Annotated in this window: 11 protein-coding genes; 5 read left to right on the top strand and 6 right to left on the bottom strand. The window is 34.0% G+C overall.

The features are described from left to right. Nucleotides 1–62 precede the first annotated feature (62 nt). A complete protein-coding gene (locus tag ACT5E3_RS07760; protein ID WP_444997728.1) occupies nt 63–662 on the top strand; it encodes an HAD family hydrolase in 600 nt (199 codons plus the stop codon). A gap of 161 nt (nt 663–823) precedes the next feature. On the opposite strand, the gene ACT5E3_RS07755 is transcribed toward ACT5E3_RS07760, so the two are convergent. From ACT5E3_RS07755 to ACT5E3_RS07740, 4 genes are all read right to left on the bottom strand, one after another. Beyond that, nucleotides 824–1,840 (bottom strand): response regulator, encoded by a 1,017-nt coding sequence (locus tag ACT5E3_RS07755; protein ID WP_444997727.1) that lies wholly within the window; start codon nt 1,838–1,840, stop codon nt 824–826. Nucleotides 1,841–2,440: 600 nt separating this feature from the next. After that, nucleotides 2,441–4,111 carry a hypothetical protein gene (locus ACT5E3_RS07750; RefSeq protein ID WP_444997726.1) on the bottom strand — a complete coding sequence of 557 codons (1,671 nt, stop codon included), beginning with the start codon at nt 4,109–4,111 and terminating at the stop codon, nt 2,441–2,443. Nucleotides 4,112–4,549: 438 nt separating this feature from the next. Next, entirely contained in the window at nt 4,550–5,218 is a 669-nt protein-coding gene (locus ACT5E3_RS07745; RefSeq protein ID WP_444997725.1) for a VWA domain-containing protein, read from the bottom strand. Between the two features lie 25 nt (nt 5,219–5,243). Further along, entirely contained in the window at nt 5,244–6,695 is a 1,452-nt protein-coding gene (locus tag ACT5E3_RS07740) for a hypothetical protein (protein WP_444997724.1), read from the bottom strand. 333 nt (nt 6,696–7,028) lie between these two features. Here ACT5E3_RS07740 and ACT5E3_RS07735 point away from each other — a divergent pair, with 333 nt between their 5' ends. Next, nucleotides 7,029–7,838, top strand: a complete 810-nt coding sequence (locus ACT5E3_RS07735; protein WP_444997723.1) for a response regulator transcription factor — start codon at nt 7,029–7,031, stop codon at nt 7,836–7,838. Nucleotides 7,839–7,867: 29 nt separating this feature from the next. After that, nucleotides 7,868–9,583, top strand: coding sequence for a sensor histidine kinase (locus ACT5E3_RS07730; RefSeq protein WP_444997722.1), 1,716 nt, complete (start codon nt 7,868–7,870; stop codon nt 9,581–9,583). Nucleotides 9,584–10,047: 464 nt separating this feature from the next. On the opposite strand, the gene ACT5E3_RS07725 is transcribed toward ACT5E3_RS07730, so the two are convergent. Together ACT5E3_RS07725 and ACT5E3_RS07720 are read right to left on the bottom strand one after the other, a co-directional pair. Continuing rightward, entirely contained in the window at nt 10,048–10,935 is an 888-nt protein-coding gene (locus tag ACT5E3_RS07725; protein ID WP_444997721.1) for a DUF2608 domain-containing protein, read from the bottom strand. A gap of 162 nt (nt 10,936–11,097) precedes the next feature. Beyond that, the gene (locus ACT5E3_RS07720) at nt 11,098–12,078 is read right to left on the bottom strand and encodes a helix-turn-helix transcriptional regulator (protein WP_444997720.1); all 981 of its coding nucleotides are present in this window, start codon (nt 12,076–12,078) and stop codon (nt 11,098–11,100) included. Nucleotides 12,079–12,693: 615 nt separating this feature from the next. Between ACT5E3_RS07720 and ACT5E3_RS07715 the strand changes: the two genes are divergently transcribed. Then, the gene (locus tag ACT5E3_RS07715) at nt 12,694–12,819 is read left to right on the top strand and encodes a hypothetical protein (RefSeq protein ID WP_444997719.1); all 126 of its coding nucleotides are present in this window, start codon (nt 12,694–12,696) and stop codon (nt 12,817–12,819) included. A gap of 504 nt (nt 12,820–13,323) precedes the next feature. Beyond that, nucleotides 13,324–15,111, top strand: a complete 1,788-nt coding sequence (locus ACT5E3_RS07710) for a tetratricopeptide repeat-containing diguanylate cyclase (RefSeq protein ID WP_444997718.1) — start codon at nt 13,324–13,326, stop codon at nt 15,109–15,111. The last annotated feature ends 6 nt before the right edge of the window (nt 15,112–15,117 follow it).

The following is a 15,117-nucleotide window of genomic DNA, read 5'->3' as shown; positions in this document are numbered from 1 at the left end:
TTGTTGACTTTATAAGCTCACTCAATAATTATGGTTGAATTATCACTCATTTAGAAATCAATATGAATAAAATAAAGTGTCGATTAAAAGGTGTTATTTTTGACCTTGATGGAACTCTGGCAGATACTAAATTAAACTTCTCAGCCATATGCCAAGAAGTTAATTTACCCATTGGAACAGCTCTTTTAGAGTACTGCGCTCAATTAAAAGATGAAAAGAAAAGAAAACATATCTTTTCTGTTATTAAAAAACATGAGCTGGAAGGAGCTGCGCAAGCAGAGTGGATAGAAGGAGCAGAGAAGATGTTAACTCAGCTTAACAATGCTCATATCCCAATGGCAATTCTAACCCGAAATATGAAACCAGCCGCCAAAATAACTATTGATAAATTACAAATACCGATCAAGTTAGTACTCACCCGAGAAGATTGTAAACCCAAACCCGACCCTGAAGGCTTATTGATGATCGCCGATCACTGGCAAATCCATCCCAATCAACTCGTCTATGTGGGTGATTATAAATTTGACTTGATAGCCGCCCAAAATGCGGGCATGTCTGGTTATTTAAAAACAAACGGAAAAAATGAGCAGTTTGCTCATCTGGCTAATAAAGTCATAGAGCATTTTGACCAACTAACAGCACTGCTAATAGATGCTCAATAATAAAAGAAAGACTGATAAAACAAGCAGAGCCATCGACAACTACAGCAATACCCTAAACAAGATTTCCTCAATAGGTATCCTTGTATAATCGGCACTACTGTATAAAGTTTTGCTCGACTTTCTGCTCAAACTTGGTATTTCTTTTTATATGAGAATAACACTTAAAATGCGGTAAAACGCTTACTTGTAGAAGTTTGCTCAGCAAGACTTGGAGTAAAAACGCTTTTATCTGCCCTTGTTTCTACACCAGAGCACTTCATAGTGTCAAACTTCATTATTTTATAATCATTACCAAAATATGTGTTGACATATTTAAGTGCTGTTTTTGCTAAATCAATCGTTTTTAATATTGATTGCTCTCGTAAACGAATACAGGTCGAACCGCCGACCGATACCGTAATAACATCTAATGAACTTGACTGCTTATACTCTATATTAAGCTTTTCAACACTACGACATATATTTTTTGCGACACTAGCCGCACCAACTTTTCCTGTATCAGTTAGCATAACAATAAATTCTTCATCATTCATTTTTGCGACAATATCACCAGGCCGCCTAACACATAGTTTTATTGCTTCTGAAACTTCCTTAAGACATTTTTTGCTCGCTTTATTTCCACAGCTTTGCTTATAATCGACAAAACGATCTATTTTTACGACCAGAAAACTAGCGGGTAAATGCTGGCGAGAAAGAATAGCCCATTGTAGCTCAGCACGTTCCAAAAACATTGGATAATCAGTAAAACCTGTTAGCTGATTTTGTTGCTGGGAAAGCGCATTATTTTTACCGATTTTGCTATTTTGATAAATTAATATAAAACGCTCCATCACACCTATTTTTGCATGCAACAATTCTTTACTAATTGGCTTAACTAAATAATCATCAGCACCAGCTTCAAACCCTTTTAAACAGTCTTGGTTGCTGCTTAAATTGGTAGCTATCATAATTGGTATCCAATTATCGGCAAGCGATTCGCGGATAATAGAAACCGTTTCATACCCATTTAAACCAGGCATTTCAACATCACATATGATCAATTCAATTGGAGATAACTCCATTAACTGTATAGCTTTTTCACCACTACTGGCAACAACAACACTATGCCCAGCCTCTTCCAAAAACTTGGTGAACTGATACTGTAAGGTTTCGCTATCTTCAACTAATAAGATATTCATATTTCTTTTAATCTACTTTTGGTTAAAAATCCAACTAAACACTTTAAAAGTGTTAATTTAACTCAGTGAGAATGGATAGATATATTTAAGTATGTTTGTTAAAAAGTTGGTGATTAGTTAACAAAAACACTTTCCAAACTAAGGCAACAATTTATTATTAATGACTATTTATTAAATACTTTCCACTTAAGTGTAAATTAGCTAGTAAACAATAAAAAAGATCACGCATTATCTATTTTTATTATGTCTGAAGGTATTTATAATCCAATTTACCGAAAATATTTAGAAGGAATTGTAGAAGGTTTAATGATTTAGTTTGCGACTTAATTCACATAATTTTACAAACCGAAACTAGAAATGCTTTAACCGATTATTTTTACAAAAAAAATCTCAATACACTATACATACAGGCAAAAAAAATCTCACGGGGAGTTATTTGTTTTGTTTTTTTAACACGAACAAATTAACTGGATTTTCTAAATTTAAAACAGCATTATTTTTTTATTTCCATTATCTATTTCAAAGTTATTTTTTATTCCATCAAACGTTAATTTTTTAGCCAACAATGTTGTAAACGTTAAACATAAATCGATTAAAAAATTATTCATTTTTTAATCGATTTAAATGTAATAGGCTATTCTTGGCAAACTTCATTATACGAGGGTTGGGTTGTGAGGTATATTTTAATGTTTCTAAATAAAACTCTAAACTACCTATAATATCTGCGAATAACAACATGGCTTCTTCACTAGTTGAACGAGGATTTCTAATAATATAGTGAGCTAAATAGCTTTGACAGCCATCTAAAACCTCAATAGCCTTAATCACTTTCAAGTTCTCAAAACCGGTACGAACTTGACTTAAAGTTTCAGGTGCACCTTTTAGCAAAACCGCTTTTCGATTGTTATTAATAAAGTCGGAAAAATTTAAGATAAACTGTTTAATTTTTTGATGAGTTTCTTCACAAACTTTCAACTGAACTTTTGATAAAGAATCTCTTTTACTCGACAATAAACCTGAGTACTTTTTCTCTCCCGATTCTCTCACCGATTGTTTGATACCACTTAGCGCAATAGCTAATACACTCGATTCTTTTTCGCTCAATATGCGATGCTCATTAACAGCTTTATCAACCAAATCAATAGTGACTGTTAACCTGACGATCTGATCATCAATTTGAAGGATTTTTAATAAATTATTCAAACCAACCATTTTATTTTTTATTTCAACTAAGTCATCACCGCCAAGTCCTATTTCTTTTCCTTGTAAATGCAAAGACTCAACGCCTTCAATTTCATCAACGAGAGCTTCTATAATTGAATGATAATCTTGATTACTTAATCCATGCAATGAGCAAGATTCTTGTCTTAGTAGCTTGTCGTTAATCGGAGAGTCCTTAACATCAAAATGTTGTAAAACAGCTTGTACTTTATCTGTTTTAACTCCCGAAATACTGACTAAGTACAACATTTCATTAGCCAGAGAATTCATCTCAACCTTTGCATCATTTAATAAAAACTCCGGTTTATTTTCAACTCGCCTGATTTGACGATCAATTTGAGAAAATAATTTCAACCGTGTTTTGGTCATTTGTAAGGTGTTTGCAATAAACCCATCTAGCATGCTTTCAGCTATCCACCATAAATTAGGGCATTTAGGTAATAAACAATCTTCATCTAATTTATTTAAAGCCTTTTTCATCATCTCTAACCCTCCAATCAGGTTAGTTTGACGCAGTACCTCAATTAGCCCAATTTGGTACATTTGTCTAAAATGACGAGACTTACCAGCACTTTCTTCGCTGATAACAAAAACCGAGTCTTTTTCGGGTCTGACTTTATTGATATTCTTCTTAAAAAATGCCGACTCAGAAAGCAAAGACACATTATTACATACACGTAACTCATTAATTGTAGGAATAAGTAATTCAGGTAATTCGAACGCTTTCTGACTAATGTGCTCAATATACCTGATTAATTTAACCAACGCTGTAGAAGCAGCATCCATTTGTTGCCTTCTAACTTTTGCCTCTTGTTGAGGTAACTTTTTTAATAAACTCAACATTTCAAGTGAAAAAACTTGCCCACCAATAAACTCTAATAAGGTAAAAACACCTTTTAGACGGTTTATATGTTCTATGGGGACTTCTATCAGATGAGTTTCCGCAGGTGCTTTAGCATAAGCTTCAATTCCTTGAGCTGTATGATTAATTTCGGCTGTAATATCTTCAAGGATCAAATGCAATGATTGCAAACTACTCGCTTGCGACATAAATGAGATTACCTCTAGGTTGGAAACTTAGTTTTATTTCAATAAAATATAAAACCAAGTGATAAAAGTCTCTATATTTATAATTATCTAGTATAAACACAGCTGATTGTATAGATATTTGAACACCCTATATACTATAGCTTTGAATTCAGTTATTTCAAAGCTCTATTAATATTAACTAATGGCCAAAGGCAAGAGATAGTAGGGCTAGCATAATCAGGTTATTTTAAAGTGGGATATAAAAACAGGTTTTATTTGAGCCGTTATTAAGCCCGTTTTATTGGTATCAGTAGTCAGTTAGCCTCTGATAAACAGAGGCAATTTATGTAAAATGAGTTCTACTAGCAAAATTGACATCAAATAAACAATCCATATCTAATTTTTTTATTGATGCTAATACCAGAAGCCCTTATGCAAGTTTGTAACAGCTAAAGTACTTTAGCGATGTACAATTAAGCGATCTAAACGCTCTAAGTCATTGACTACACGCCAATATCCACCGCCTTGTTCGACTCGTTCCTTCCAGTCAACCAAGCGTTTTTTATAGTCCCTAGGATCGATATTATCTTGACGTAGTTTGGTCACATTTAGCGCAACAACATTAATGCCTTGTACATCTAGTGGAAAATCTCTGATATGTCCTTTTTGTAAGTCTTCTTCAAGATCAGAAAAAATTAACACATATTTTTCTTTTGCAGAAGTTTCATTAACAAAATCTGACGCTTGTATTATTCCACCGGTAATATCTGTATTACGACTACCGAATCTTACTTGTTTTACAAAATCATCAACTTTTGATTTAAACAAACGCTTTTGGTCATTTGCAGTACTCGGACGTATATCAAAAGTTACTTTAGCAATAATATCTTTCTCACTAAAGCTACCACTATCAATTTTCGCTATTGCAATAGAATCACCGCTGTCTAATGTTGTTAACAGATAATTCATAATTGCTTGAGCTTTTGCTAACTCTTTGGTGTAAGTACCAGATGTATCTAACAATAAATAGACGGCCCTGTTTCCGGGTCCAGGACTACCGCACGAAACCAGTAATGAACTAAATAACGAAACGAGAACTATAATCATTTTTCGATGTAAGTTTTTCATGAGTTTACCTCCTCTAATATTTGAATTACACACCGGTTTCATCTAACTTTGGATTAACTTTTGGTTTAATATCTTTTACCTGACTTTTACTTTTTATCATTTGTTCGATACTGACCGGAATCATAATGAACAAATCAAAAAGGTTAACTAACATTTTACTGATGTGATAAACCAAACCACCAAACAGGCGAACAACGACTCTCAATAATCTCAGTATACCTATGGCCATTATTCCTAACACAACTCTTACCGAGTGAATAAATGATTCAAGTGGTATGGCAATAAAAGCCAGTGCAAAAGGTAATATAAACCCCATGATCATTTGTCCTATAGAAGGTATCCATCGAAATTGAGCCTCTACAATTCCTCCACTTGTTCCTGCATTAATCAATGACTGCTGAAGCGCTTCACGATCTAAAGCTAACAAGTCACGCATATAAGCAAGCGATGCTTCAATTGATGCCAAAATAGTTAAAATAACAAAAGTCACAATCATCATTCTGCGTCGCATCCGATCATCCATACTACTGATAATGGGAAATAAATTAGTAATACGTAACGACTCAAATAAAAATAATCCCATAGCTATTTCAATCAAAATAATCACTAGTGCAGCAATATCAGAGGTTTTCATAGCACCGATGTAACTCGATCCACCAACCATTTCTGACATTGGCATTGCAATCAATTGAAAATTAATCAATCCACCTAAAGCAGCAATAACCAAGACTAGACCAGAGATAAAAAATTGTGTTAACGCAGAAGAACCTAAAGCACTTACCGCAGAATCTTTGTTAGCCAACACATCAGAGTAATGCTGAATTTGTCCGTCTATATTTTTAGAGCATTCATCCAAACCTCTAATTTTTTCTGTTACCTCTTCCAACTGATCATCAATATTTCGCCAGTGTGGTTGCATACCAGACAACAAACGATGACTCTCAGCGCTCGACTTTTTATAAGCTTTCAAAGTTTGTTGATGAGATTCTTCAACCGCTTTTTTGATATTACTCAAAATTTTTACCACCGTTGGATCACCCGAACTAGGTAAGTTAGAAATGGTTTCAACCACCTCTCCCCAAGCCGGCGGCAATGGCGCGGCTTCCGCTGACTTTTGATAATCAGCTTCTATTTTTTCTACAGACTCAGCAATCTGTCGATGTAAACCAGGATATTGTGAAAGATCGCGCTGCACAATGTTATTAACACGAGTGAATTCACGTTCTATTGCTTTTTCTGCCGCTTTAGCACCACTCGCTAATAAAATTTCACGATTACGCTGAGTTAATTTAGACTCTAACTTGGACAAACTGAAACTCCACAAGCGCATGGTAGAATAAACCGCTCGACCTGTTGAGCGAAAAACGGCATGGGCTTGCTTGCGTCCCAAATAAAAAATGACAATTGCCATTACTATCCAGATAACCAGCGAAGTTGCTGGACTATCGGACCAAACTGTTAATATTTCGTTAGCCATTAGGCACCTCCATAGTTCATCAAAAATTTAATCTTCATCAAGAGCTTTGCTTTGTCTTGAATCTTGAGAAATGATTATGACCAACGGTGGTGAAAAATCGGTGAGAATTATGCAAAATAAAGGTAAGTGATTAATATTAAAAGCTTTATTAATTGCTTTATATTAAAAAATAAAAATTGCGAACATTCACATGAATAAATAGAGTTCTAGTGATAGACTAGATAAACGTTGCTTCTAAAAATAATAAAATTCAGAAAAATCAATATGTTGTAATTGTATGCTGTTATCAAATAATAGCTGACTGATGATTAGAGACTAAGATATTATCGACTTATGGCCAATATATTCTGGGTAGAAGATCAATTTCATTGGATAGATAAATTCAAACCAATACTTGAATCTGCCGATTTCGGAGATGGTAACGACTCTAATCGAGCCGTTGTTAATCAAGTCAACGTTTATAAATTTGTCGAATCAGCCTGTCAGGCAATTAACCAAAGCCAATCACTTCCAGATATTGTTATTTTAGATGCCAATATGAATGGTAATGATGATGCGGGGTTTACCGTATCAAAACTACTTGCTCAAAAATGGCCTCAGGTCCCTGTTATTTATTTGTCTGAACATAGTGGCACAGGTATTGAAGAAAAAGCCTTTGAGCAAACTCAAGCTCACGACTTTATTGCCAAGCATCAACAAAATGTTGAAAAAGTAATTTGTTGGCGAATTAAGGCTTTAATCAGACAACAAGCTCTACAAAGCGCTGATAAAATACAATCTTCGGAAGATATTATAAAAAGCGGAAACTTAACAATTGACTTAACGACATGGCATGTTTATTGGCATGGAGAAAAGTTAATGAACCCGAACAATAGCCAACGCCCCCTGGCTCCAACACCTCGAAAAATACTTCGCTATTTAGTCGAGTCGTCACCGCGCCCTCTAACCACGATGCAAATGTCAGACAAACTCGATGCAGAGAAATTTAATTATGCTAACTACCGACAACATATAAAAACTCTTCGCCATTCATTTGAAAAAGCATCAATTAAAAATAATCATGACAGTTTTTTAACGCAATGTAAATCAGGTAAAGGCATTGTGACTTTTGGTGATGATGGCGCATACTGTTGGGTGACTTAGCAGTAAAGTTCATAATAAATGGTTGAGTAATGATGTCAGAAACGAATGAAAATGATCAATTAAAAAATACTCAAATAAAAATCAAGCAATATTTTCCTTGGTTAAGTATCTTATTTTCACTCGTTTATATCAGCTATTTGATTGCTGTTTCAAATGAAGAAATTAGTACATACTACCAATTATCCTCCCAATTGTTATCATTTGAAATCAAATTAGGGTTACTATTATTGCTTGGTATTATTTTCTGGTTGGAAGCCCATTTTTTTGGTCGTAAAGCTCAACAAATATCCGCTCAGATAAAAACATTAAAAGAGCAACTTAGCTTTACTTTAAAAAGTAAGAAACGCCAACAGCAAAAGGCAAATACCTACTCAGATCACACTGAAAAGCTCAAATCCTTTATTAGTGATAAATTACTAGAATATATTGAGTATGATGAAAAATTTATTCATTTTAAAGGGATCGCTTCTGAGGTAAGACACAATGGAGTAATTAGTTACGACAAGGTAATTACGGCTTTAAAACAAGCGATTGAGCAACAACGCTTTCTTGCTATTTATGAGCAATCAGATGAGAATGATAGTGGCCCGTCAGAACAAACCATTAACTCTTTATCTAATTATCAGAATGCTATCGATGCTATGCGTTACCTCTGGGACTTGTTAGATTTGTCAACGGCCGACAATATGGCAATGCACATTGGAAACCAGTTAATTGAGTGTGAAGAGCATTATTATCAATTACACTTAGATACAGACAAGAAAATGGATATTACTCAAAGCATTCCGGTATCCCCCACATTTTTTCCACAAGTGGCAGCATTAATGAGCATTTCAATGATGTCAGATGAAGTTGAAATTAGAACCTTACTGTCATTAGCTAGAATTAACAACTCTGTATTGAACGAAACTTTCCAGTTTGAAAATGAACAATTTAGAGTACAACTATTCGATACACCAGAACTTTTAGGTAACCCAAATCATATTATTTTATTACTCGAAAATCTAATTAAGAATGCACAATTTTTTAGCCATAAAGCAAACTTTAAACAAAAAACCGATCGTATTGCTCTGACATTAATTCCGGGTAATGGCTTTGCTCTTTTTAGCGTTTATAACAGAGGGCCACATATTTCAGAAGAAGAAAAGGAAAATATTTTCAAACTAGGCTTCTCAACCAGACGTAAAAAAGAGCACCACGGTAAAGGCTTAGGATTGTTTTTTAGTCAGCAAATTGTAACTGGCTACCAGGGTAATATTCGAGTTAATAATGTTTATACGCCAGAGTTACAATACACGCTAAAAGTAGAACTAGCCAGTGGCGAAAGTCAGCACTATGTGATTAACACTCAAATGCAAAGCCAAAAGCCACTAGCCAAACTAGCGGGAAATGAGCAGTGGGACAAAGAAGTGACTATTATTTCAGATATTCCAATTGTTTCTTTAGAAATATCAACTAACGAAGAAGACTCTCTTCCTTTACAGCAAATACTCAACGAATATGAACCTCTGGAATGGCTAGAACCTACAGAAAACTTTCAACCCAAATGGTTAATCCAATTAAACGCTTTTAAAAAGACACACAAACTCAGCTTTAAACCACTCGATATAAATGGCGTTCAATTTGAAATAAAAATTCCAACTGCCGACTCCCGCCTCAATGAGCAGGAATTGGACTTTGAAAACGAGGGAGATATTGATAGTAATTTAGATAAGATGGCCGAGTCATATAATATTATAAACTAAGGCTATTCTTTCTAGTTGTAAGTAACAGGTACATCCCAAAAGTATTTTTTCACACAATCAAATGAAGAAAGCACCCACAATATTTTCATTATAAGGGTTTAGTCGTTTCTTCTATCTAAATCAATATTAAAAAATATACCTATATCCATTCCAACACCATCAATTATTTTATGTTTTCAGATGCTTCCGTTTGGCAAGTAGTTACATATAATATTACAACTTGCTTTCCCTCACGTAATTACGACAGAAAAATCATTCTTAATGAACGATAAAATACTGACATCACAATCAATTTATTGTTATAGCTAAATCACTATCAATTGGCATAGAGAAAAGTCAGGGATTTTTGTCACTATTAAGGCGTCTGGCGCAGTGCATAGCCGCTCTATGGACAAGTCAGACAACGAAAAGAGCGGCAGAAATAACGGCTTTTATTGTGACAATTGATAGTGATTTAGCTATATCTACAAACAGCGTTCACTCATAAAGTCTTGATACCTATCCGGATAAGCTTCTCTAAGAAAGTTTTCAAATTTAGCTTTCACATTATTTGATACTTTAATATCACCATCATGTAATCGCTTATCAATTTTGGTATAGTAAAAAACAGCTAAATTAGTCTCACTTTCCCCTTTCCACTCATTGGCTACATCATCAATATTTTTTCTTGTATCATCGACAAATAGAATGTTTTTATATTGTTTATTCACACGAGACAATATTTCTTTTAAAACCTTCCCTTTATTTAACCCAGAAGACATAACAATTCCATCTTGATAACTTACCGAATCAGTTCGTTGTCCAATTTTAAAATCAAATGCTAGTGCATAATCTTCTGGCATTAGATGTGATTTTTTAAAATTAGGAAATTTTGTATTTTTTAACTCACGTTCGGTAGCCGCTCGAACAGAAGGAGAGCGAGAAGTCAATAACATTAAATCAAATTTTTCTTGTAATCGATTGAGTAATTTAGGCGCATCGCTTTCTGTTGGCTCAAATGTAGCTAAGCTAGTTAAAGATTCAATTGTCCAATATAGGCAGCGATATTTTTCACTTGGCTTAATAATATGTGTAACCCCATTTACATCTTTAATGGGGTTTTCACCCTTTTTCCAACTCTGCCATAAATACCAAACATCGCCACCAACAAAGTTTTTGGCTAATAACAAAGTATCATCAATATCAAACACGATAAGTGTGTCTGATTTTTTACTTTTTTGGTTATCAGCATAAGTTTCTACCTCTAATAAGCTTTTTGTTTCTTTAAATAAAAATGATGGTGAAGATATTTTTGCTGATTGAGCACAACTAGTAATGAATGTTAAGAATAATATAAAGGTAAGCCGATACACTTTATTCTCCCTTTCAATGTAAGAATTAAAGTCAATTTATAGCAGTTATTTTCTATTTCACCAATATAATTAAAAATTAAAGATTTAGACCTTTACCCCTTATCTTAAATATCTCAAAAAACAATTCTCGTATTATAAAAAATAACCTCACTTATTAAAGCATTATGCAGGTGAGTATATTTGTCGCATTTTTTGTATTTTGCTGTTAATTAACTCTCTTAGTTGCACAGGTTTAACCACTTCAGCATGTTCAGATAAACTCATAATGTCTTGAATTAGTTCTTCTGGATGTGTTTGATTATAAGGTAATACTAATTCATAACTGCCGTCTTTAAGAAAACGACCTTTTTGCTCTGGATGCCACTCTTCAGCCGCAACTCTATAGGCAATTGTCCGAGAGAAAACAATCGTGGCATATTCAACACTTCCTCCCGCATAAATTCCATAGTTCTTCTCAAAGTATTGATCTAATTCAAGCGGATCAATTTTTTTGAAATCCTTCTCGGAGCGAGAAATATCAGAAATATTTTCTAATGCAAATGTTCGATAAGACTTCCTTTTATGACACCAGGCATCAACATACCAGTTATTGCGGTAATTGATAATTCTTTGTGGAGATATTTCTCTTTTTGATTCTAATCCTGCATCTCTAGAAAAATACTGTATATTTAAACGCATTGAACGCAAAGTTGCTTCTATCAACTTGCTAAAAGTATTGTTATTGACATGCCTAACAGCGACTCCAAGTAATTTCACTTTATGCTTAAGCGCAGCTGCACTCTCAGCATTACGCCCCAAAAGTTGATTGATTCGTTCGCTAATAGGATAAAGCTCTTCTTTTAACAGCCCTACGCCAATATTTGAGATTAATGCCTGAATGAGTAGTAGAGCGTGTAATTCTGCTTCACTAAACCAAAGTCCAGGCAATTCATAATATTTTTCGTCTTCTTTCGCATAATAATACCCGCCTAAATCTCGACTATATTCAATAGGAGCCCCGAGAAAGTCAGTCATATGCTTTTTAACACGATTAAAAGTTGCTCTTGAACATTCCATTATTGAAAGTATATCTTGGAGTGAAATAGCTGTTTTACGACCACTTAATATGCGATGTAAATCATAAATTCTGTCAAATCCATCCATTTTGAAAAAAAACCTTATTTTAATATTCTCTGTCTCAGGATTTGAGACAGCTAGCGAGCATAATAGCGCTCAGTGAACGACAAATCACTACTTTGATACCAATATTTTGTGTATCCAGTGGCCCCGACCACTATGGCAAAAAACAACTTGGTAAAAATCACCAAGTTGTTAACTTAAAGGAGGTTAGGCTGGCTAAGGACGGCTTTTATCCCTAATAAATCAAGGGATAATAGGACATATAACTGTCATGGAAGCTTGTTATATTAATAGGGAACAAAAGTAATAGGGATGACTATTATTAAATGGAATTTAGCTTTTAAGGAAAATGATGTGGCTTTATATGACTCAAAAAGCAAGGATACTAGTTTAGAGTCGAAAAGGAATTATTTTGTTCATAGATGGACATAAGTTTGGTAACTGGGAAGTTACAGGGAAGCAACAATATAGCTAGATCACTATCAATTGGCATAGAAAAAAGTCAGGGATTTTTGTCACTATTAAGGCGTCTGGCGCAGTGCATAGCCGCTCTATGGACAAGTCAGACAACGAAAGGAGCGGCAAAAATAACGGCTTTTATTGTGTCAATTGATAGTGATTTAGCTATAAGTAACAAGGATGTCAAAGAATCAAAAGGAAGTCACTTGCCAAAACAGGGAAGTTTTACCCTTCAATGGACTACCAATTGCCAGAGGACGGCACTATTTTACTCAAGGGATAAGGTTATTAGGAATAACCGCTTAAGGAAAAGCATTATCAGGATGATACCCCTCAAAAAAAGGAATTCTATTGCCAAGGATGGCTATTATTTGTTACAAGGTCGAGGCTGTAATTGGGCCCTATATCTTGTTAAATCAACAACATCAGGTGCAACATTATCAGGACAAATGGTATACCCCCCCTTGGGTATCACGAGTGATTTATAGACAGCAAATTAACTTTTATAATTGTTTATAGCGCACAATCGTTTTTTCTGTCTCAACCAGATGCTCCTCTTTTCACGAGTATAGGCCTTTCATCTACACTCCTCCTAACCTCAGTCAAAATAAATAGCAAACAAGCCTTTATTTATCGCTTCTAAATAAAAACTAACCGTATGTATCAGTGAGTATTCACTTAAATGATGAATAAAATTAACCTGTTAAAGTTTTCTTTTCTATACTCAATAGAGTTTTTCAATAATTAATTTAATTCATGCCGCCACCCTCCTCTAAACTTTTACTTTTATTTTTGTTAGCTACTTTCTCAATGATTAGCTACTCAGCCAATCAAGATGTTAAAGGATTTATTAAAAGTTTAAGCCCAGAACTAGAAAAAGCAACACATCAAATAAACCAATACTTGCAAGAAAACAAGCTTTCTGAAGAAGAAACTCTTGAAATACTCTATGTGCAAGCTGAAATGCAAGCACAAAAAGGCTTTTTACAAAAATACAGTGAACTTGCACAAGAAGGGGTAGAACGAGCAAAAAAATTTGATAACTTTAGGTTAATAACAAAATTTAAAGTCAGCTTGGCTTCAGCATACTCTCAAATGGCTCGGTGGAGTGAAGCAAAACAGATGTATGAGGAGATTATTAGTTCTCTTGAAAATAGTGATTATGAAGCACTACTAGGTCATGCCACTATGAACTATGGCATTTCAAGCTATTATAATCAAGATTTCAATAATGCTCTTACCTTACTAACTACAGCTTATGATCTATTTTTAGAAAAAGATAAAGAATACTTATCTAATATTTTACAAAATATTGGGCTGATTTATGACGCAACTGATGCTCCAATTAAAGCTTTAGCTTATTTTAGACAGGCATTATCAAATATTAATGAACAAGAAGATCCAATGTCTGCAGCAATCATTTATTATAATATTGGTTATACATCCATTAAAATTAATAATTTTTCAGATGCAGAACTCTATCTTAATAAATCATTAATACTTGCCCGCAATATAGACTCTTTGCAAGGCGTTGGTTTTGCATTGGGACAACTAGGGCAACTATCACTCAGGCAAGAAGATTATCAAAAAGCTAAAACCTATGTTTTAGAAGCATTAAAGATATCACAACAGCTTAACAACTATAGACTTGAGAGTTTATCAACATTTCAATTACTCACTATTTATGTTAAACAACACAACCTTGTTGAAGCTAAAAAACTTTTTAGAAAACTTGACTGGCATATAAAAAATGGTGACATTGGAACAAAAGCGAGTTTATTCATGCTTAAATCAGAAATGCTTATTCAAGAAGAAAAATATAAAGAAGCGGCTCTTAATTATCAAAATTTAGTGAAGCTTTACGATAGCCATCAAGACCTTGATAAGTCAAAGGCTATTTTAGAAACACAAAATGATTTTGAAAATAAAATTAAGCAACAAGAAAAAAAGATACTACAGCAAGAAAACATGTTACAACAACTTGAAATATCAGAACAAAAAAAATCAAGCTGGCTATACATCGTCAGTTCATTAGGACTTCTAATTATTATCTTTTTTTTATTAGCATTTACTTATCGAGAAAATAAAATCAAAAAAATATTATCACAATTAGCATTAACAGATGAATTAACAGGAACAGCTAACCGACGATATATTACTCAAAAGGCAGAAGAAGAGTTTGAAAGGTTTAAACGTTACAAACTCAGCGGTTTATTTTGTATATTAGACCTTGATCATTTTAAAAAAATCAACGACCAATTTGGTCATCATGTCGGCGATCAAGTACTCATTAGCTTTGCAAAATTGGTATCTAAAGTTATTAGAGATGGTGATCATTTTGGTAGAATTGGTGGAGAAGAATGGTTATTGGTATTACCACAAACATCAATAGAACATGTTAAGGCGGTTTACCAAAGGCTTGCTCATCTGTGTAGTGAAATTAAAGTTCCTGTAGATGATTTTCAGGTAACATTTAGTATGGGCGTTTCTATTTTTCAACCACAAGATAAGCAGATAGAAGATGCCCTTAAAAGAGCCGATACTGCACTTTATCAGGCAAAAAGCAATGGTCGTAATTGTTTTGTCATCCTGCCCTAGTTTACT

The organism is Aliikangiella litoralis, from assembly GCF_052495765.1.
Note: the sequence above shows the minus strand (reverse complement) of the source record. Positions and strands in the feature narration are given on the sequence as shown.